This window comes from Neobacillus drentensis (assembly GCF_036965425.1).
GTDB lineage: Bacteria > Bacillota > Bacilli > Bacillales > Cytobacillaceae > Neobacillus > Neobacillus drentensis_F.
The window spans coordinates 86,134-106,641 of sequence record NZ_JBALPP010000034.1; the positions used below are offsets into that span (position 1 = coordinate 86,134).

Annotated in this window: 16 protein-coding genes and 3 riboswitches (1 of these 19 only partly in view); of the genes, 14 read left to right on the top strand and 2 right to left on the bottom strand. The window is 40.3% G+C overall.

What is annotated here, in order from left to right:
* Positions 1 to 22 precede the first annotated feature (22 nt).
* Complete coding sequence (locus tag V7161_RS09365) at positions 23 to 1,945, bottom strand: SEC-C metal-binding domain-containing protein (RefSeq protein ID WP_335444414.1); 1,923 nt, start codon at positions 1,943 to 1,945, stop codon at positions 23 to 25.
* A gap of 268 nt (positions 1,946 to 2,213) precedes the next feature.
* On the opposite strand from V7161_RS09365, the gene prfB reads away from it, so the two are divergent.
* The 8 genes from prfB to V7161_RS09405 all read left to right on the top strand — a co-directional run bounded on the left by prfB (position 2,214) and on the right by V7161_RS09405 (position 11,331).
* A protein-coding gene (gene prfB / locus V7161_RS09370; protein ID WP_335444417.1) for a peptide chain release factor 2 occupies positions 2,214 to 3,315 on the top strand; the annotation gives its coding sequence in 2 pieces (ribosomal slippage) (positions 2,214 to 2,285 and positions 2,287 to 3,315; 1,101 coding nt in all).
* Between the two features lie 192 nt (positions 3,316 to 3,507).
* Positions 3,508 to 4,374, top strand: coding sequence for a YitT family protein (locus V7161_RS09375; RefSeq protein WP_335444419.1), 867 nt, complete (start codon positions 3,508 to 3,510; stop codon positions 4,372 to 4,374).
* 53 nt (positions 4,375 to 4,427) lie between these two features.
* Positions 4,428 to 4,751, top strand: a complete 324-nt coding sequence (gene cccB / locus V7161_RS09380; RefSeq protein ID WP_335444422.1) for a cytochrome c551 — start codon at positions 4,428 to 4,430, stop codon at positions 4,749 to 4,751.
* Between the two features lie 439 nt (positions 4,752 to 5,190).
* Positions 5,191 to 5,877 (top strand): cell division ATP-binding protein FtsE, encoded by a 687-nt coding sequence (ftsE, locus tag V7161_RS09385; protein ID WP_289988700.1) that lies wholly within the window; start codon positions 5,191 to 5,193, stop codon positions 5,875 to 5,877.
* Positions 5,867 to 6,760 carry a permease-like cell division protein FtsX gene (gene ftsX, locus V7161_RS09390; protein ID WP_335444424.1) on the top strand — a complete coding sequence of 298 codons (894 nt, stop codon included), beginning with the start codon at positions 5,867 to 5,869 and terminating at the stop codon, positions 6,758 to 6,760. Before ftsE ends, ftsX begins: the two co-directional genes overlap by 11 nt.
* A gap of 111 nt (positions 6,761 to 6,871) precedes the next feature.
* Positions 6,872 to 8,152: a murein hydrolase activator EnvC family protein gene (locus tag V7161_RS09395; protein ID WP_335444427.1), complete on the top strand. Its 1,281-nt coding sequence runs from the start codon at positions 6,872 to 6,874 to the stop codon at positions 8,150 to 8,152.
* 186 nt (positions 8,153 to 8,338) lie between these two features.
* On the top strand, positions 8,339 to 9,793 hold the full coding sequence (locus tag V7161_RS09400; protein ID WP_335444429.1) for a S41 family peptidase: 1,455 nt from the start codon (positions 8,339 to 8,341) through the stop codon (positions 9,791 to 9,793).
* A 344-nt stretch (positions 9,794 to 10,137) separates the two neighbouring features.
* Positions 10,138 to 11,331, top strand: a complete 1,194-nt coding sequence (locus V7161_RS09405) for a PDZ domain-containing protein (protein WP_335444432.1) — start codon at positions 10,138 to 10,140, stop codon at positions 11,329 to 11,331.
* Between the two features lie 70 nt (positions 11,332 to 11,401).
* Here V7161_RS09405 and V7161_RS09410 read toward each other — a convergent pair whose 3' ends face one another.
* Positions 11,402 to 11,770 carry a DUF2294 domain-containing protein gene (locus V7161_RS09410; RefSeq protein WP_335444434.1) on the bottom strand — a complete coding sequence of 123 codons (369 nt, stop codon included), beginning with the start codon at positions 11,768 to 11,770 and terminating at the stop codon, positions 11,402 to 11,404.
* A 109-nt stretch (positions 11,771 to 11,879) separates the two neighbouring features.
* A riboswitch (cyclic di-AMP (ydaO/yuaA leader) is annotated at positions 11,880 to 12,026 on the bottom strand.
* Positions 12,027 to 12,278: 252 nt separating this feature from the next.
* Positions 12,279 to 12,421: riboswitch (cyclic di-AMP (ydaO/yuaA leader) on the top strand.
* A 460-nt stretch (positions 12,422 to 12,881) separates the two neighbouring features.
* Here V7161_RS09410 and kdpF point away from each other — a divergent pair.
* The 6 genes from kdpF (at position 12,882) to V7161_RS09435 (ending at position 20,265) form a co-directional block, all read left to right on the top strand.
* On the top strand, positions 12,882 to 12,959 hold the full coding sequence (gene kdpF / locus V7161_RS30390; RefSeq protein ID WP_420491599.1) for a K(+)-transporting ATPase subunit F: 78 nt from the start codon (positions 12,882 to 12,884) through the stop codon (positions 12,957 to 12,959).
* 46 nt (positions 12,960 to 13,005) lie between these two features.
* Positions 13,006 to 14,679 carry a potassium-transporting ATPase subunit KdpA gene (gene kdpA, locus V7161_RS09415; protein WP_335444563.1) on the top strand — a complete coding sequence of 558 codons (1,674 nt, stop codon included), beginning with the start codon at positions 13,006 to 13,008 and terminating at the stop codon, positions 14,677 to 14,679.
* Positions 14,680 to 14,710: 31 nt separating this feature from the next.
* Positions 14,711 to 16,750 (top strand): potassium-transporting ATPase subunit KdpB, encoded by a 2,040-nt coding sequence (gene kdpB, locus V7161_RS09420; RefSeq protein ID WP_335444435.1) that lies wholly within the window; start codon positions 14,711 to 14,713, stop codon positions 16,748 to 16,750.
* A 25-nt stretch (positions 16,751 to 16,775) separates the two neighbouring features.
* Positions 16,776 to 17,336, top strand: a complete 561-nt coding sequence (gene kdpC, locus V7161_RS09425) for a potassium-transporting ATPase subunit KdpC (protein ID WP_335444437.1) — start codon at positions 16,776 to 16,778, stop codon at positions 17,334 to 17,336.
* Between the two features lie 57 nt (positions 17,337 to 17,393).
* The gene (locus V7161_RS09430; RefSeq protein ID WP_335444439.1) at positions 17,394 to 19,736 is read left to right on the top strand and encodes a universal stress protein; all 2,343 of its coding nucleotides are present in this window, start codon (positions 17,394 to 17,396) and stop codon (positions 19,734 to 19,736) included.
* 100 nt (positions 19,737 to 19,836) lie between these two features.
* The gene (locus V7161_RS09435) at positions 19,837 to 20,265 is read left to right on the top strand and encodes a CBS domain-containing protein (protein ID WP_335444442.1); all 429 of its coding nucleotides are present in this window, start codon (positions 19,837 to 19,839) and stop codon (positions 20,263 to 20,265) included.
* A gap of 198 nt (positions 20,266 to 20,463) precedes the next feature.
* Positions 20,464 to 20,508, top strand: a riboswitch (cyclic di-AMP (ydaO/yuaA leader); it runs 101 nt beyond the window's last position.

Here is a 20,508-nt window from a genome sequence, read left to right on the forward strand (position 1 = left end):
GAACTTTTCCGCTCTTTTTAACTTATTTAATACCTTTTAACCACTCTTTCAGCCCCTCAATCTTCCTCCACAAATGCAAATGCATATCGGCATATACAATCGCTTCATTTTCATCTCCAAACCCGTAAAATTCTGGGGTGTATGCTGGAAGACGTTTTCGTCCCGTTAGATAGGCAATGACATGATTGTTCTCTTTTTTTGCAGCCTTTAAGAGCTTAGCTGCATTCGCTGTAAAACCATTATCGTGCAGTTCGAGCAACAGCTTATTGTAATAATATTGGGCAGATTCCTCTTCGTACTGTTCGAGCAAAGCCCTTGCCTTATTCATTTCACCCAAATCGATATAGGCTACAAACAAAGAGTAACGAACACCTTGATTATCCATAGGGTTTAACTCGAGCAATTCTTCATACTGCTTGGCTGCCTCAGGGATTTTTCCTAAGAGAGATAGGGACTCAGCATAATGGAGTTTTGCCCGCATAAACGGTCTTGTTTCGACTAGCCCCCAGAAGTAGCCGGAGTTTTCTTTGAAAAACGCTTTGCCTAGTTCTCTCTCACCGGCTTGAATTCCTTTTTCATAGAGAAGAATCGCTTCTTCAAGACTCTTTGTTTTTTCTGCGAGAATGACGTAGGCATCGGCACAATCTGGATTAAGCTTTAGTGCTTCTTCAGCTAGTTTATATCGATGTTTTCCTTCTGTCTGCATGGCATCGTAGATCATATTTCTAGCTCGTTCTTGAGCGCTTCTCGATATCTTTTTCGAAGGGCTTTTTCCTTTTTTCGCAGCCTTTTCAGCACTTGGCAATGTCAGCACATTGGATTCAACCACATTTATACTCCGGCTTTTAGGAAACTCAATCACGGTTGCTTCCTCAAATGGCGGATCTTCGCCGTCATTGAATACGAGCCCCATCAGCTCAGCAATTTCTGATGATAGTGCAGATTCCAGCTCTGAATAAATTGAGCTGATACCTCCTGGAGAAACTTCATAAAGTTCAGCTAATTCCTTTTGAGTAAACACTTTTTCCATAGGAGCGATGGTAGAAAGTAAATAATGAAGGGCAGCTGCATAAAGGTACGGATTTTGGATGCGTTTTTGTTTTTTTAGGCAAAAATTCAGCCAAAGAATAACGCCTGTATCGACAATCGGGGTCGGCACGCCAAAGGCATCTAGCCTATTTTTGAAAATATCCGCGACTTCTTTATAAATCGGTGCTGGCCAATCCATTTCGTCAATATCAAGCAAGCCGCCAATCATCGGAAGTCCACTCAAAATCTCCATGAAAAAATCAGTCAGGTACTCTTGTGGAGAATCATAATCTTCGTCTTTGCTGCCATCCTTAATATATTGGAAGGCATGTTCGGGCTCTATGTCCGGCAAATCAAATGGGGATGGGAAAAAGACATAGTTTTGTTCGTAGGGCATCAAAATTCCAACGAAGAAGGAGCCTTCCTCAATGGTAACCGGCATGCCTGTAACGACCGCATCCATTTGTTCGCCAGTAAACCCGTCTTCAATGGTCATTTTGTTATTTTCCAGGGTAATGACCTGTCCGGCAATGGCTCTGGCGTTCGTCCAGGTTTGTAAAATTTGCTTTAGTTTCGGACGCTTCATTTTGCCAGTTTCCGAAGCAATAAATTTCTTGATGATTGTCTCTCCGTCTTCTAATTCTTCAAAAAGCGAAAACCAAATGGTATGGATCAATTCATAAAAATGCAATTCCTGTTCATTATCAATGTCCGTGAAAGTCTCGAAGGCTTCAAAATCCTCTTGAATGTCATGTCCATAGTGATAGACAGCAAAATGAATCAGCTGCTTTTGCAGGTCATCAATTTCCCCTTCAAGGATTTGCGAGATAGAAATAGCTTCATTTGCGCCGCAGCACTTTTTATACTTTTTCCCGCTGCCGCAAGGACAAGGGTCATTACGGTTTATTTTCTCCAACTCACTCCGCTCCTTTATCTCCTGATTTTTGTGAGAATGTTATGTAGAAAACTAAAAGAATTTATGTGCATTTTGTCCAGTTTGTTCATATTTAATAGTACCATTTTTGACAGGATGGTAGATGAAATATACGAAGTATTTTTTCTATCAAACGGTCAAGTTTTGAATTTTATACGGCAATCACGCTATAATGGATAAGAACTGAGCGATGACTTCAGAATATACTAAAATACAGGGTATGATTTTTACTTTTATAGAGGTGACGAAAATGGAATTAGCAGAAATTCGTAATGAACTGGAAAAAACAGCTAAGAAATTAGCGGACTTTAGGGGGTCTCTTTGACCTTGAAAATAAAGAAGCCAGAATCGCTGAGCTAGAGGATGCTATGCTGCATCCTGATTTTTGGAATGATCAGCAGGCTGCACAAACTGTTATTAGTGAAGCTAACGGTTTAAAAGATCAGGTGAATGAGTTCAATGAATTAAATGACTCATTAGAAAACTTGGAACTGACCTATGAACTGGTCAAAGAAGAAAATGATGCCGAACTGTTTGCAGAGATGGAAGACGAGCTTCTGCAGTTAACCGGCCGCTTAAATCAATTTGAACTGCAGCTTCTTTTAAGTGAAGAGTATGATAAAAATAATGCGATTTTAGAGCTTCATCCTGGAGCCGGTGGAACAGAATCACAGGACTGGGGATCAATGCTATTAAGGATGTATACACGCTGGGCCGAAAAGAAGGGCTTTAAGGTGGAGACATTGGATTACCTTCCCGGCGATGAAGCGGGGATAAAAAGTGTGACGTTGGCGATTAAAGGTCATAATGCTTATGGCTATTTAAAAGCAGAGAAAGGGGTTCACCGGCTTGTGCGGATTTCTCCGTTTGATGCCTCAGGCCGCCGCCATACTTCTTTTGTCTCCTGTGAAGTAATGCCTGAATTGAATGATGATATTCAAATCGAAGTCCGGACAGAGGATTTAAAAATTGATACGTATCGTGCGACCGGTGCGGGCGGACAGCATATCAACACGACGGATTCAGCGGTGAGGATTACTCATCTTCCAACTGGTGTGGTAGTGCAATGCCAGTCAGAGCGCTCGCAAATTAAAAACCGTGAAGCTGCCATGAAAATGCTAAAAGCCAAGCTCTATCAACGGGAAATTGAGCGACAGGAACAAGAGCTATTGGAAATTCGCGGTGAACAAAAGGAAATTGGCTGGGGGAGCCAAATACGATCTTATGTCTTCCATCCTTATTCGATGGTAAAGGATCACCGAACCAGTACGGAAAGTGGTAACGTTCAGGCTGTAATGGACGGGGAATTAGATCAGTTTATAAACGCTTATTTGCGTTCGAGAATTTCATAACAAATGTTATGGCCTTTGTCGATAGGTTCGGCAAAGGCTTATTTATTTTTCATGAAAACTATTGCAATAGTAAATGCTAATAAAAAATTTAATCCTTTAATACGTCAGCCTAATGCCATTTACAGCCTAATTGGGTCGTGCTATACTCACTCTCGGTTAGTGAAATGAAGAATTTTAGAGGAGAAAGCAATCATGAATATTTTAAGCAATATTACCGATACATATCCGAAAACGAGAGTGGCAATTGATTATGTATTTGTCTTAATCGGCTCTGCAATCATTGCGGTTGCCTTTAATTTGTTCCTGCTGCCGAACCAAATCGCCTCTGGGGGTGTCAGCGGCATAAGTACGATTCTGAAAACGGTCCTTGGCTGGGAGCCGGCATATGTACAGTGGGCATTTAATATTCCTCTATTTATTGCCGGTGTTATTCTATTAGGAAAGCAATTTGGGGTAAAAACCTTAGTTGGTACGATTTTTCTGCCGATGGTTGTATTTGCTACAAAAAATGTAGAACCATGGACACATGACGCGCTGCTTGGAGCTTTGTTTGGTGGAATTGGTGTCGGTCTCGGCCTTGGCATTGTTTTTAGAGGGAAAGCATCGACTGGAGGAACGGATCTAGCCGCCCAAATTATTAATAAATACACAGGATTTACGTTGGGTAGATGTGTAGTTATGATTGATGGAATTATTGTTCTGAGTGCTGCCATCGTATTCGATATCGAAAAAGGGCTGTATGCTTTAATCGCTCTCTATGTGACAAGTAAAACAATTGATTTGATACAAGTTGGATTTGGCCGGTCGAAAATGGCGATGATCATTACCAATAAGCAGGAGGAAGTCCGAGAAGGTATTTTGAAAAAAGTTGACCGGGGAGTGACCAAGCTTTCTGCACATGGGGGATTTACTGATAATGAACGTCCCGTGTTAATGTGTGTGGTCGATCAATCGGAGTTCACAAAATTGAAACAATTGGTTAAATCCCTTGATCCATCTGCATTTGTCGTTGTTATGGATGCTGCAGAGGTGCTAGGTGAGGGTTTCAAACGGGCCTAGTACTAGTTTATACTATTATAGTAATGGAATTTTTTTCTGTAGGGGGAAAAATAATGAAAAAAAAACTACTAATGCTATTAATGGGGACATCTTTAGTAATGGGACTTGCTGCGTGCGGCGGCTCAGACGATGACAATGGCAAGGATACTGCTTCTGGCGGTGAGGCAGCAAAGATTGTTGATCAAAAATGCTCGGGCTGCCATGGCGGGGATTTAAAAGGGGCAATGGGTCCAGACTTAACTAAGATTGGATCTAAATACTCTAAGGATGAAATTTTAGACATTCTTAAAAATGGCAAGTCAGGCGGAATGCCAGCGAACGTAGTGGAAGGCGATGACGCTGAAACAGTAGCTGCATGGCTTGCTGAAAAAAAATAAAAGGATTGCAAAACGTTCTGTGAAATCGCCAGAGCGTTTTTTTATTTTATCTGAAATGTGTAGTTGGCGAAATAAATTCCAATTTAAAGCGGAATAAAAATGAAAACCCGCGAAATAAACCAACAATTCCGCGAAATCCCCGAATCCCCATAAAATGAATAGTCCTTCTTGCCTACCGAATAAATATGCAAGCGAAAAAAATCGACAAAACCGTGGCAGTCTTTTTAAAAAATGACATTAATATTGGGTGATCATGGCGGATTTTGTATTCTTTGAAAAGAAACTGTAATATTTTTACCGCTTTTTTTGGCGATTTATGATGTTATAATAATATCATGCGCAATTTTGCACACATTGTCTTGGATTTTGGCCTTTTTTGAAAACAAAAGAAGAATTTTGTCGAATTTTCTAAAATAAACTCTAAAACTAGGTGATATAAATGATAGAACTGCAAGAGGTATATAAAAAGTACCCGAACGGCGTAACGGCCGTAAATGGAATAGATGTCCGGATCAACCAAGGCGAATTTGTTTATGTCGTTGGCCCAAGTGGAGCCGGGAAATCGACCTTCATTAAAATGATGTACCGTGAGGAGGTACCAACCTCAGGAACCATCATGATGAACGGTGTAAACTTAGCAAAATTAAAGATGAAAAAGGTTCCTCTTTTCAGACGGAATCTAGGTGTTGTTTTCCAAGACTTCAAGCTGCTTCCTACTCTAACAGTCTATGAAAATGTTGCGTTTGCATTAGAAGTAATTGAAGCACAGCCGAAGTATATTAAAAAACGAGTTATGGAAGTTCTTGACCTTGTGAACCTAAAGCATAAGATTAAAATGCTGCCTTCCGAGCTTTCCGGTGGTGAGCAGCAGCGTGTTTCCATCGCTCGCTCCATCGTCAACTCACCGAAAGTGGTTATTGCAGACGAGCCTACTGGAAACCTGGATCCTGATACGTCATGGGAAATTATGAAGATTTTTGAAGAGATCAATGAAAGAGGAACAACAGTTGTGATGGCAACCCATAACAGGGAAATCGTTAATACATTAAGGCATCGCGTGATCGCTATTGAAGGCGGAAAAATCGTACGTGATGAGCAGAAAGGTGATTACGGTTATGAAAATTAGAACAATTGGCCGTCACGCCCGCGAAAGCTTAAAAAGCATTGGCAGAAATGGCTGGATGACCTTTGCATCCGTTAGTGCCGTTACCGTTACATTAATTTTAGTCGGCGTCTTTTTCGTTATTATGATGAATCTTAATAGAGTAGCTGAGACTATTGAAGAGGACGTGCAAATCCGCGTTCACATCGACGTTGCTGCCAACAAACAAGATCAGCAAGCTTTAAAAAGTGAGATTGAAAAGATACCTGAAGTCAAAAGTGTCAAATTCTCGCCGAAGGAACAAGAATTAAAAGAATTAGTGCAAAGCCTTGGTGAAGAAGGAAAGGCCTTTAAGCTATTTGAACAGGATAATCCGCTAAACGATGTATTTATCGTAAAAACGAAAAAGCCGACAGATACCATGAAGGTTGCGAAACAAATTGAAAAAGACAATTTCGTAGCAAAAGTAAAATACGGGCAGGGCAAGGTTGAAAAATTATTTAAATTTATCAAGGCAAGCCGAAATGTTGGGGTTGTATTGATTATCGGCTTATTCTTTACTGCGATATTCTTAATATCTAACACCATTAAAATTACGATTATTGCTAGACGCAGAGAAATTAAGATTATGAGATTAGTAGGGGCTACCAATAATTTTATTCGCTGGCCATTCTTCCTTGAAGGACTATGGCTTGGAATACTTGGTTCAATATTACCGATTATTCTCATCGCAATTGCCTACTATCGTGCTTATGACTATATCGGACCAAAGCTTCAGGGAACGTTTATTAAAGTTCTGCCATTCGATCCATTCGTCTATCAGGTTTCCGGCATTCTCATTTTAATGGGGGCATTGATTGGAGTTTGGGGAAGCGTCATGTCCGTTAGGAAGTTTTTAAAGGTTTAAAAATCATCAGGGAGGGCTTATTACGTAGTCCTTCCTGATTTCTTCGTGTAAAAAAACAAACAGATAAAGAACGATTTACCTGTACATAGAGAAATGGGAGGAGAAATCGAGATGAGGAAAACATTTATAACTCTCGTCACCGTTGCCGCAGTGGGGTTTGGAACCATTTTTGCGGGAGTTCCGGCAAAGACAAACGCAGAATCCATCTCTAAATTAAAAGGCGACCAAAATAAAATCCAAGAGCAGCGTTCCGATGTGAAATCAGGAATAAATGCGTCAAATGATAAAATCAGTAACCTGCAAAATCAGCAGGCAGGCGTAAAGGACGAAATGAAGCGCCTGGACTATGCCATCACAGACGCAACCAATAAGATTAATAATGAGACGGCTAAAATAGAAAAAACCAAAGTTGAAATTACTAAACTTGAAGAAGAAACAAAGGTTTTAAAGGATCGAATTAAAAAGAGAAATGTACTCTTAAAGGACCGTGCGCGCAGCTATCAGGAAAATGGCGGAATGGTCAACTATCTCGATGTCTTAATGGGCTCCGAAAGCTTTAGTGATTTCATTGACCGTGCCAATGCAGTCGCCACCATCATGCAAGCGGACCGGGATATTTTAAAGCAGCATGAAGCCGATAAAAAGGAACTTGAAACAAAGCAAGCACAAGTGGAAAAAGACCTTGCCAGTCTGCAAACCATGGTGGCAAACTTAGAAGAATTGAACAAGCAGCTGGCTGCTCAAAAGGCGGAAAAAGATAAATTATTAGCCAGTCTAGTCGAGCAGGAACAAGAAGAACACGAACATGTAATGGATTTAAAAGAGCAGGAAGAAATCTTGGCAGCACAAGAGGCAGCGGTTCAAAAGGCCATTCAATTAGCACAAGAAGAACAAGCAAGGGCAGCAGCAAGGGCAGCAGCCAATAAAAACAACTCTTCAAGTTCAAGCAGCGGCGGCGGAGCGAGTTCTGGAGCTGTACCAGGCGTTTCTAGCGGCTATTGGACGCAACCAGCTGTCGGTACATTCACTTCCGGATTCGGCGGACGCGGTTCAGAATTCCATTATGGTGTAGATATTGCGAATCGAACTCAGGTTCCAATTGTGGCTGCGGCTGACGGTGTCGTTATTCGATCCTATCTGTCCAGCAGTTATGGAAACTGTATTTTCGTTTCGCACTCCATTAATGGACAAGTTTATACCACTGTCTATGCTCATATGAGCTCTCGGATGGTTGGTAATGGAGCTGTTGTGAAAAAGGGCCAGCAAATCGGTGTCATGGGTAACACTGGTGATTCTCGTGGACAGCATTTACATTTTGAACTTCATAAAGGTCCGTGGACACAGGATAAGCATAATGCTATCGATCCAAGAGGAATTGTTCCACTGCCATAATAAAAACAGGAGAAGCTTTAATGCTTCTTCTTTTTTTATATTCTTTATTAATTCATCAAAGGGTTCGTCCACATTTCTATTCATAACTCGTCCATTTCTTTCATATATGTTAATAATCGGGCAGGAAAATGATGCCTTTATATAAAAATAGATAGGAAATTGGCATTTTAGCTGAGGAGGATCTCAATGAATCGAAAATGGATTGCCCTGTTAATGACGGGTTCGCTTCTCACGGGAGCAGGGGGCACATATGCAGGAATGCAGATTTTTGAAAATAAACAATCAAGCTCCGCTCTCGAGCAAGCATTATCTCCAAAAAATAAAGCCGTAAATTCTGCAGCGGAAACAGCCGACCTGGGAAAAGTCGAACAAGCCTATGAGTTAATTTCAAGCCGATACGTTGAAAAAGTTGACAATGACAAGCTGGTTGAAGGGGCCATTCAAGGGATGCTTTCTGTTTTAAAGGACCCTTATTCGGTTTATATGAACAAGGAGACAGCCCAGCAATTCACCCAATCGTTAGAATCATCTTTTGAAGGAATCGGCGCTGAGGTCGGCATGGTGGATGGCAAAATTGTTATCGTCTCTCCTTTTAAAGACTCCCCAGCTGAAAAAGCAGGCATTAAGCCAAACGATCAAATTCTAAAGGTAGACGGCAAGAGTGTGGAAGGACTTGACCTAAATAAGGCGACGTTAAAAATCCGCGGCAAAAAGGGCACCACTGTAAAGCTGGAAATAGCCCGTAATGGATTAAAAGAACCGCTCACTATTGAGGTGAAACGTGATGAAATTCCCCTTGAAACCGTCCATGCTTCGGTTAAAAAGCAAGATGGCAAAAAGGTCGGTTATATTGAAGTGACTTCATTTTCAGAAGATACAGCAGCGGATTTTAAAAAGGATTTAAAGGCTTTGGAGAACGATCATATCAAAGGTCTGATTATCGATGTCCGGGGAAATCCGGGTGGATTTTTGGAGAGCGTCGGTGAAATCTTGAAAGAATTTGTGCCGAAGGATAAGCCATATGTGCAAATTCAGGAACGAAACGGTGATAAGAGACGCTATTTCTCTACTATTTCTAAAAAGAAGGATTATCCAGTAATTGTTTTGGTAAACAAGGGCAGTGCATCAGCTTCGGAAATCCTGGCAGGATCCCTTAAGGAGGCAGCTGGTTACCAGTTGGTCGGTGAAACTACCTTTGGCAAAGGAACAGTGCAGCAGGCTGTACCAATGGGGGATGGAAGTAATATTAAATTAACGTTAGCTAAATGGCTAACCCCAAATGGAAATTGGATTCATAAAAAAGGGATTAAACCGGATGTCGCCATCAAGCAGCCGGCCATTTTTGGAACCCATCCGCTTCAGGTTGAGAAGCCGCTTGTGGAGGACATGAACAATGAGCAAGTAAAGAGCGCCCAAGAAATTCTCGACGCCCTTGGATTTGCTCCAGGACGGACAGACGGATACTTTAGTTCCGAAACAAAAATTGCTGTAAAAGGATTCCAACAGCAATATAATCAGACACCAACAGGAAAAATTGACAGTAAAACAGCTGCTAAATTGGAAGAAATCGCTATTAAAGAAATGAAAAAAGAGAAAAATGACCTCCAGCTTCAGACGGCGTTAAGGCTGATTACAAAATAGGAAACAGGGGCTTTTGGCCTCTGTTTTTTTGTCATTTTTTTCTAATATCTAAGTGGATTCGCGGAATAAACTGCTTTTTTTGCGGAATTAGCGAGAATTTCCACGGAAATAGCAGCTAAGTTCGCGGAATAAATCTAAAATTCCGCGGAATTCCGGCAAAAGTCCGCGGAAATTAGGGACAGATGCTCGCAAAGACACAAGAAGGCTTAGCGAATTTAGTAAGAAAGACATTTTTTCATTTTTCTAGAAACTAGCAATATGTTTTATGGTTGTTATTTGGTAAAATAATCTTTAAGAGATTTTTTATAGAATGCTAGAAATTTAATAGAGGCAGGTGACAGGAATTGGTGCAAATATGGCTTGTGGAGCTTCTTAAAGGGACAGGCAAGTTATTTCTTCATCCTGTTTTATACTATCTCGTTTTCCTTGCAGGGATATTAGGCATCATGAGGGTGAAACGTGAAAGGAAAAATTTCCATATTCGGGCATATGATGCCTATTTCGAACTTCGGCAGTTGTTTCCAACTGGCCTTTTAATTGGTCTTGTGCTTTCCATTATTGTAGTTGCGTCAGGGATTGCCGTTCCTTTTGCCGCAATCTTGTTAATCGCTGGGTTTACGTTTTTGTGGTCTCTTACAACAAATGTTCGCTGGGTTTCACCAGCCTATACGGTAGGCGCAGCCTTTTTTGCCATCATTTTGTTTGCGGAAAATAACTGGTCCATTCCCCCGTTTACGGATGCCTTCCATTCCATTGGTGACAAGATATATCCTTCCATGGTCATCCTATTGGGGCTTTTGTTAATCGCGGAAGGGATGATGATTGTTAAAAATGGCAGTATTGGGACCTCTCCAAAACTCGCTAAAAGCAAGCGGGGCCAAAGCATCGGTGTCCATGAAGTGAAGCGAATCTGGATGCTCCCAATGTTTTTGCTGATTCCAGGTGATGCTCTTCATCTTCCATTCGATTGGTGGCCAGTTTTTCATATCGGTGCTAAGGAATTTTCGCTTATCCTAGTTCCTTTTGCGATTGGCTTTCACCAACAAATTAAAGGGATGCTGCCAAAAGAAGCGGTCCAGCTTCATGGCCGAAGAGTCATCTTCCTTGGAAGCCTCGTTACGATCCTTTCCGCTGCCGGCTATTGGAATCCGCTTTTAGCCATCGTGATTGCTTCGCTGGCTATCATTGGCCGTGAGGCTTTAGCATTACTTGCTTATTTGAAGGATGAAGGGCTGCCATTTTATTTTTCGAAAAAAAATCAAGGCCTGATGATTATCGGGATTATTCCGGAATCACCTGCCGATAAAATGGGACTTCAGGCCGGAGAAATCATCGCAAAAGTAAATGGTGTACTAGTACTTGATGAAAAAGTGTTTTACGAAGCCCTGCAAAAAAATCGTGCCCATTGCAAACTCGATGTACTCGATACAAATGGCGAAATTCGTTTCGTTCAGCGTGTTTTATTTGAGGGGGATCACCACGAGCTTGGGATTCTATTTGTACATGATGAACGTAAGTATGATGAGAAAATTGGATAGAGAAGGGGCTGCTTCCGGCAGCCCTTCTATTTTTTTATTCGATTCCACCTAGCCTTCTTTTTAAATAAAATTAATCATCTACCGACTTTTCTAAATTTTTATCAACAATAAAAACCTCTATCCGCTCTCCCATCTTAGTGCTGATGTCACTGTGACTCGAAAGAACTTTACAATTAGTGAGATCCTCGACAATTTTTTCAAAATCTGAACTGTACATTTCTCGGAGGACTTGTCTCATTTTTTTTACTAGTCGTCTCCCTGTATCATGATTCACAAGATGCTTCTCCTCAGTAGTCAATACTCCTTTGAAGCGAGTAATAACCATATCTTCAACAATGTAGGTCTTCGCTTCTTGTGGACCGCGGCCAAGCAATTCCCGTTGAAATTTTATGAATGCTGAACTGATCTCAGCTTCCAGTTTCTTTTTAGAACCAACCATCCCATAACCCCCGAATAATGTTTACAAATAAAAAACCACGGGAAGAAGGACTCTTCCCGTGGTTTTAAACACAGTTAAATAAACTGTGCAAAACTACGCGACAAAATAAGTGTCCTCTCTAAACGCTTACGAGGTTAGCTGTCGGATTCGGGCATGAGAGTAGCCCTACTCAAAAATGAGATTCACCCCATTTGGCAGTTAATAGCCGCAATTGGTTCCCCCGTTCTCCAGTTAGGAGATTAAGCGAAAATGGTTCCGCAAACATACATATGAAAGTAATACTACGCCCGGTGCAAGAAAAAGTAAAGTGTTTTTTTGCGATAATACTTGCTCTTTTTTCATGGTGCAAATAGGAAATCTAATTGTAAAAAAAAGAGGAAATAAGAGAAATAAGGAGAAAACATACTGATTTCATAGTGAAATATTAGAATTTAACTGTTTTTGATGAAATATAACCATTTACAAAAATACTTCACAGGAATAAAATAGCCACAAATGAAACAATAACTTTATAGATCGGCCTAATCCTGAGGCAGCTCAGGAACGGAGGAACCAATTTATTGGGGTTAATTCTGGGGAACCAGAAGGGATGAGATACTCTTTCGCCATCCTACCCGTCAGCTAACTTCGTCGGCTAAAGCGAAGGAGGTCACAAGACCGCCTATTCAGGGGGCTTTTTTGTTTTTAGCAAAAGGGCAGCTTGAGGAAATAAGTAGGTCTTTTTATTATGCCTATCTTTATAGAAAAAGGAACATGGAAGACAGAACGCAAAGAGAGCGATAATGCTTGGCTGGGCGTTAAGTAGACCACGCATACTTTTTCTCCAATATGTTAATCACAATTTCTGCAAAACCCACTAATAGATATCATTGATAGATATGGCTATTTTGGGTATTGTTTGGAATGGATTAACTGGGGAATGAGTAAGCGTGGTCTATTTTTATGTGTTTTTCAAAATTCAATTTTATCAAAAGGTATTAAATCGGCTAAATGAGTGAGGGGGGACGGATATGAATAATGATTTTGTTACAATTGGACTTTTAAATTTAGCCTTTGCCCTTTTTTGGGGATTTATACAATTTAGTGAAAAAGCCTAGGGAGGAAATCAGGTATGCTCATACCGGGAATTATTGATGTAGCTTTAATTATTTATCTATCATACGTCCTAATTAAACCTGAAAAGTTTTAATGGACTTTAACATCGAAATATCAAACAGGGGGAAAACGAAATGACTATGGGGTTAATACAGGTAGCGGTTACCTTACTAATTGCCGGATTATTAGTAAAACCGGTTGGTGGCTACCTTGTGAAAGTTTTCGAATATGAAAAAACTGGTTTAGACCGGGTTTTTGGACCAGTGGAGAGGATGATCTACCGAATCATAGGAGTTAAAGAAAAAGAGTCAATGGGCTGGAAAAAATATGTATTTTTCATGCTGCTCACTAATTTTATCATGATGATGTTAATGTACATCGTTTTTAGGATTCAAAAGTATCTGCCTTTAAATCCAGATAAGATTGATAATATGCCGCCTGCTTTAGCCTTTAATACGGCAGTTTCGTTTATTACAAATACAAACTGGCAGGCATATAGCGGAGAGAATTCACTTTCTTACTTATCACAAATGATTGCTATTACATTCCCGATGGTTACTTCAGCTGCCACAGGATTTGCAGTGGCGATAGCTTTTATTCGCGGCTTAGTGGCCCGACAGAATAATCTTGGAAACTTCTATGTTGATTTAGTTCGCTGTATTACACGTGTATTCTTGCCATTATCTTTTGTTGTTGCACTTTTCTTGGTATTTCAAGGTGTACCTCAGACACTTCATAGTGCAACGGACGCCACAACAGTTGAAGGCATTAAACAAACGATTACAAGAGGTCCTGTTGCATCACTAGAATCAATTAAGCACATTGGAACAAACGGCGGCGGATATTTTGGTACTAATGCGGCACATCCATTTGAAAATCCAACGCCATTAACAAATCTAATTCATATTCTATGTATGCTGTTGCTGCCTACTGCTTTGGTGTATGCATTTGGGGTTATGATTCGGAATAAACGTCAAGGCTGGACAGTTTTTGCAACTATGGGAATTATGTTTTTAGTGTTTCTTGCAGTAGTCTTTTTCGCTGAATATAAAGGTACACCTGCATTAAATGCACTTGGTATTCATGGGAATATGGAAGGGAAAGAGGTTCGCTTTGGTTTATCAGAATCAGCATTATTTACGGCTGTGACGACAGCGGCTACTACTGGATCCGTTAACAATATGCATGATTCATTAACTCCGATTGGCGGACTTGTACCTCTTGGGGAAATGATGTTAAATAACGTGTTTGGCGGTAAAGGGGTCGGGTTGTTAAACGGGTTACTATACGTCATTTTAACAGTTTTTATTTGCGGATTAATGGTAGGGCGAACACCGGAATTTTTAGGAAAGAAAATTGAAGCTAAAGAAGTGAAACTGGCTTCAATTGCACTGCTAACCCATCCTGTTATTATTCTAGTTCCGACCGCTATTGCATTGATTACACCTGGAGCGATTTCGTCTATTTTAAACCCAGGATATCATGGAATTTCAGAGGTCTTATACGCTTTTACATCAGGGGCAGCCAACAACGGTTCAGCTTTTGGAGGTCTGACAGCGAACACCGACTTCTATAATATCATGATTGGTTTAGTCATGTTATTGGGACGATTTATTTCTATTATTGCCATGTTAGCAATAGCTGGATCTTTTGCTACGAAGAGAATCGTAGCTTCATCGTCAGGAACATTTCATACAGATACACCATTATTCACTGGTATCTTGGTCGTGATTATTTTGGTAATTGGTGCACTAACGTTCTTCCCAGCACTGGCATTAGGTCCGATCGCGGAACATCTTGGAATGTTTCATTAAAAGGGAACGGGATTATGAAGGAGGATTTCTTATGGCAAGAGAAAATACAGGGATAACAAAAGACATGGTCTTTCAAGCCATTATCGATTCATTTAAAAAGTTAAACCCGCTTGTAATGATTAAGAATCCAGTTATGTTTGTGGTGGAAGTTGGGACACTCATAACACTGATTCTTTCGATAAAACCAGACATTTTTGGGGTTAGCAATGTCGGAAGGGGCTATAATGTAACTGTATTTATCATCCTTCTCATTACGGTGCTCTTCGCTAACTTTGCTGAAGCTATTGCAGAGTGGCGGGGGAAGGCACAGGCAGAAACACTCCGGAAAACAAAATCGGAAACGATGGCTAAGGTTAGACAAAGAGATGGTTCATTCAAAGTACTTCCATCTACTTCGTTACGCAAAGGTGATATTGTTCGTGTTGAAACTGGAGAACTGATTCCTTCTGATGGGGAAATTATTGAAGGATTGGCTTCGATTGATGAATCAGCAATCACAGGTGAATCTGCTCCTGTCATTAAAGAGGCAGGCGGGGACTTTTCATCTGTTACAGGAGGAACGAGAGTTGTTTCGGATTATATCATTGTTAAAATCATGACGGATCCAGGTGAATCATTCCTTGATCGAATGATTTCATTGGTCGAAGGAGCAAAACGTCAAAAAACGCCGAATGAAATTGCTTTAACTACTCTTTTGGCTGTATTAACACTCATTTTCCTATTTGTCATTATGACACTGGTACCTATGGCCGATTATTTAAAGGTTAGTATAGATGTGGCAACACTCATAGCCCTTCTCGTTTGTTTAATTCCAACTACAATCGGAGGATTGCTTTCAGCTATTGGGATTGCCGGGATGAACCGCGTAACGCGATTTAACGTTTTAGCGATGTCAGGTAAAGCGGTTGAAGCTGCCGGAGACATTGATACGATGATTTTGGATAAAACGGGGACCATTACCTTTGGAAACCGGATGGCAAGCGAGTTTATTCCAGTAGAAAATGTTTCTGGCCAAGATGTTACGTTTGCCGCTTTAAAGGCATCGTTAAAAGATGAAACACCTGAAGGGCGTTCCGTTGTGGAGCTTGCCCATAAACTGGGAGTCAAATGGAATGAAAAGGAATACGAAAACGCAGAAGTTATTGAATTTACGGCAGAAACAAGGATGTCAGGGCTAACCTTAGAAGATGGGACGGAAATTAGAAAAGGTGCTGTAGACGCCATTAAAAAATATGTGGTTGCGAATAATGGAAGCGTTCCGGCTGCCCTGGACGAGAAAGCCAAAACCATTGCGAAGGCAGGAGGAACTCCACTTGCAGTTGCGATTAATAATAAGATATATGGAGTTATCTATCTGAAGGATACCGTTAAGCCCGGACTAAAGGAACGCTTTGCAGAATTAAGAGCGATGGGAATCAAAACTGTTATGTGTACTGGTGATAACCCATTGACTGCATCCACGATCGCTAAAGAAGCAGGTGTCGATGAATTTATCGCAGAAGCAAAACCTGAGGATAAGATTGCCGCTATTAAGAAGGAACAAGCAGAAGGAAGACTTGTTGCCATGACAGGCGATGGAACCAATGATGCCCCAGCATTGGCACAAGCAGATGTTGGTTTAGCGATGAATTCGGGAACAATGGCAGCAAAAGAAGCAGCCAACATGATCGATTTGGACTCAGATCCAACTAAACTATTATCTGTAATTGCGATCGGAAAACAATTATTGATTACTCGTGGTGCATTAACAACATTCTCAATTTCAAACGATATTGCCAAGTATTTTGCGATCATTCCGGCGTTATTTATTACGGTAATACCGCAACTGCAATCGCTCAATATAATGGGATTGGCATCGCCAAAATCAGCGATTCTTTCCGCTTTGATTTTTAATGCCATCATTATTCCTCTCCTCATTCCAATTGCGATGAAGGGAGCAAAATACAAACCGATGACAGCGAATAAACTCCTTTCTCGTAACCTTCTAATCTATGGGTTTGGCGGAGTGGTGGTACCTTTTATCGGGATTAAAATCATAGATTTAATTGTAACTGCTTTACATTTAGCTTAATTTTTGAAAGTGGAGGAGATTTTTGATGAGGTCATTTATGGTTGCACTTCGAGCCTCTTTGTTCTTAATGATACTTTGTGGTTTAATCTATCCTTTGGCAACAACTGCTGTTGCCCAGGTATTGTTTCATAAGCAAGCAGAAGGAAGTCTTGTAACGCAAAACGGAAAAGTTCAAGGTTCAGAGCTTTTGGCACAAGAATTTAAGGGGCCGCAATGGTTTCATCCACGAGCTTCCGCGGCAAAGTATAATCCAACCGCTTCTGCAGCTACAAACGCTGCTGTTGCATCAAAGGATTATATAAATACTGTGAAAGATAATGTGAAGCAATTGAAAAAGGAAAACGGAAATATGGGCAATACAATTCCTGCAGATTTAGTGACAACTTCTGGTTCAGGTTTTGATCCGGATTTATCTCCGGAAGCTGCAAAGGCTCAGGTACCTAGAATTGCAAAAGCAATGAGCGTTTCTGAAGATCGATTAGAAAAACTTATAAAGGAGCATACGAAAGGACGTCAATTGGGGATTTTTGGCGAGCCGCGTGTAAATGTTTTAGAACTAAACATGGCATTACAACAAATAAAATAAAAAGGGGAGAGTCTTTCTCTCCTTTTTCTGTATGAATGAAAGAAAGGGGGGGCTTTCATGAGTGAAGAGGGGTTCCGCAGAAAGACACCTGAGGAAATCCTGCAGTCCATACAAAAAATCGGAAAAGGCCATCTTAAAATTATTCTTGGTGCTGTAAGTGGTACCGGCAAAACCTATCATATGCTGCAGGAAGGAAATCTTTTAAAAAAACGGGGGATAGACGTCGTTATTGGAGTCGTAAGTCCTTCAAACCGTCCCAAAACAATGGAACAAGTGGGCTGTTTAGAAATAATCCCTTCTATTGAATGGATGAACAAGGGGGAAGGCAAATTCGATCTTGATGTTGAGGCGATTACTTCCCGTAATCCTGAAGTGGTATTAGTCGATGACTTATCACATCGAAATCGGCCCGAATCCCCCAGGCCAACGCGATTAGATGACATAAACTTTCTCTTGAATAGGAAAATCAGTGTCATCACCACGATTAATGTATACGAGCTTGAAGGAATAAGAGGGATCGCAGACAAATTAACAGGCGGGAAGGTTAAGGTCAATTGTATAGTTCCAGAAGATACGTTAGCACTGGCTGATGAAGTTAAGCTTTTGGACGTCACGCCAGAAGTGATCCTAAGCAGAATACAAGAAGGGGAGATTGAGCTTAACCACGAGGAGAACCGAGGGAAAGATAATCTCTTTCATCGAGGCAATCTAGCTGTTCTTCGTGAACTTGCTCTCCGCTTTTTAGCGGGGGAAGTAAATGAAACACTAGATGAGTATAGAGAATCACATGGGATCATAGGTCCATCAGGAGCGACAGAGAAAATATTAGTGACCGTTCAATACCATTGGAATGGATCGATTCTTATTCGAAGAGGTCAGCAAATCGCCAAAAGATTAGGCGGAGAGTTACTGGTAGTTTGTTTTCAATCACCCAATAATAAATTAACTAAAAATGAACAAACTTTTAAACGTTCCATTATAAAATTAGTGGAAAAAGTCGGTGGGGGGTTTGACGAGATACAACTTGAGCAAGATTCTGTTGCCAATCAAATTGTTAAATATGCAACTGAGCACAATATAACCCGGATTGTAATGGGGCAGTCAAAGCGAACCCGCTGGGAGGAAATTGTTTACGGCTCCATTATCAATAAAATCTTAAGGAAAACGAGAAATATGGATGTCTTTATTGTCGCAGATCGCGCCAAAAAAGATGGAGAACGTGTCATCCCAACAAAACAGAGTAAGAAAGAAGAAGCAAAAAGCCCTTATCGACGACTTACTAGTCAAGAACTAGAACGCGAAATGAATAAAATCAAACGAGGAACTTTGAAAGTTTATATTGGTGCTGCACCTGGTGTAGGAAAAACTTACACAATGCTGCGAGAAGCGAATGAACTGAAGAAAAAGGGAATTGATATCGGCATTGGGTTATTAGAAACCCACGGGCGGGAGGAAACGCTTGAACAAGTTGGATCATTAGAAATTATACCGCGAAGAAATATAGCCTATAAAGGAACAACATTAGAAGAAATGGATACAGAATCAATTATTAAGCGTAATCCTGAGGTTGTGTTAGTCGATGAATTAGCACATACAAATGTGCCTGGAAGCCGGAATCACAAACGATATCAAGATGTAAATGAAATTTTAGATGCAGGGATCTCCGTTATTTCAACAATGAATATTCAACATTTAGAAAGTTTAAATGATAGTGTAGAACAAATTACTGGTGTGAGGGTTCGGGAAACAGTTCCTGATCACATTTTACGAAGAGCAGAGGAAATAGAATTGATTGATATTTCTCCAAAGGCATTGCGCGAACGGATGAGGGAAGGTCGTATTTATGCACCGGTAAAAGTAGAGCAGGCATTAAATAACTTTTTTAAGACCGGAAATCTTATTGCCCTTAGGGAGTTAGCCTTACGTGAAGTCGCAGATGATGTGGATGAGCGGCTGGAAGCTTGGGAGCGAAAGCGGACATTAAGAGGTCCATGGAGACAGGAAGAGGTTATTTTTGTTTGTACCAATTTAAGAGCTGATAGCGAAAGGCTCATCCGCCGGGGATTTCGGATTGCCTATCGCTTAAAAGCGACATGGTATGTTGCATATGTAAAAGACCATCACCCTTTAAAAGAAGAAGAGGCGCAAGTATTAAATAAAGTACGCCAACTGACAGAACGGCTTGGCGGAATATTTGAAATGTACGAAACCAAAGATCGCCGCAATGTGTTTAGAAAGCTGGTAAGTGAAATGAACGAAAAAAAAGCCACACAAGTAATTATTGGCCAATCTGCCCGTTCCCGCTTGGAAGAGATAACAAAGGGTTCCGTTACCCAAAAGTTATTAAGAGAGGTCAGGCATATGGATGTTTTGGTGGTCGCAGACCAACAAAAACAATAATTAATTGGAGAAAAATTAAGAAAAAATCATTGTACCCTTGAGATATTCTGCAAATATACAAATAATGTAAAGTATGCAATCGGGAGGATAACAAAAGAACATGAATATAGCATTTTTTCTTATACCAAAGAAAGAAGTAGCTTTTATAAAATATGAATCAACTATGAGGCAAGCTTTAGAGAAAATGGAGTATCACGGATACTCAGCTGTACCATTAATAAATTATGAAGGAAAGTATATGGGTACCCTTACTGATGGTGATTTATTATCCAAATTAAAAAATACACCAAATTTTAATTTTGAAAGTACCGAAAAAATTTGGCTTAAAGATATACCTCTTCACAAAAATTTTGAAGCAATATCGATTAACTCAGAAATGGAAGATATTATCTTAAAGTCAATGGAACAAAACTTTGTTCCAGTTGTTGATGATAATCAAATTTTTATTGGCATTATCAGAAGAAGAGAAATTATAGAATATTGTGCAAAGAGTGTTTTGGTATCGAATCATTCGGAACCATTCAAATAAATACGCATATCGATTACAACAGTTACGCTAGACATTTGTTGGTGAAAGTTATTATGAGATTCCTTATTTTCGTGAGAAATCTAAAGAAAAAGGTCACTTTTATCGAAAAAATGGTCATTGTACCTGTTATTTGAATGAAATTAGCTCTTTACAGCTATTCTGAATGGCGCTAAAATAAGCCTCAGAATAATATCGAATTTAATATTTCGGCCAAATCCTGAGTATTCGGGAACGGAGGAACCA

Excerpts from the sequence above, each read along its gene's own strand:
- V7161_RS09375 (WP_335444419.1), top strand. The coding sequence starts at position 3,508 with ATGAATATTTTAAGCAATATTACCGATACATATCCGAAAACGAGAGTG.
- cccB (WP_335444422.1), top strand. The coding sequence starts at position 4,428 with ATGAAAAAAAAACTACTAATGCTATTAATGGGGACATCTTTAGTAATG.
- ftsE (WP_289988700.1), top strand. The coding sequence starts at position 5,191 with ATGATAGAACTGCAAGAGGTATATAAAAAGTACCCGAACGGCGTAACG.
- ftsX (WP_335444424.1), top strand. The coding sequence starts at position 5,867 with ATGAAAATTAGAACAATTGGCCGTCACGCCCGCGAAAGCTTAAAAAGC.
- V7161_RS09395 (WP_335444427.1), top strand. The coding sequence starts at position 6,872 with ATGAGGAAAACATTTATAACTCTCGTCACCGTTGCCGCAGTGGGGTTT.
- V7161_RS09400 (WP_335444429.1), top strand. The coding sequence starts at position 8,339 with ATGAATCGAAAATGGATTGCCCTGTTAATGACGGGTTCGCTTCTCACG.
- V7161_RS09410 (WP_335444434.1), bottom strand. The coding sequence starts at position 11,770 with ATGGTTGGTTCTAAAAAGAAACTGGAAGCTGAGATCAGTTCAGCATTC.
- kdpF (WP_420491599.1), top strand. The coding sequence starts at position 12,882 with ATGCTCATACCGGGAATTATTGATGTAGCTTTAATTATTTATCTATCA.
- kdpA (WP_335444563.1), top strand. The coding sequence starts at position 13,006 with ATGGGGTTAATACAGGTAGCGGTTACCTTACTAATTGCCGGATTATTA.
- kdpB (WP_335444435.1), top strand. The coding sequence starts at position 14,711 with ATGGCAAGAGAAAATACAGGGATAACAAAAGACATGGTCTTTCAAGCC.
- kdpC (WP_335444437.1), top strand. The coding sequence starts at position 16,776 with ATGAGGTCATTTATGGTTGCACTTCGAGCCTCTTTGTTCTTAATGATA.
- V7161_RS09430 (WP_335444439.1), top strand. The coding sequence starts at position 17,394 with ATGAGTGAAGAGGGGTTCCGCAGAAAGACACCTGAGGAAATCCTGCAG.
- V7161_RS09435 (WP_335444442.1), top strand. The coding sequence starts at position 19,837 with ATGAATATAGCATTTTTTCTTATACCAAAGAAAGAAGTAGCTTTTATA.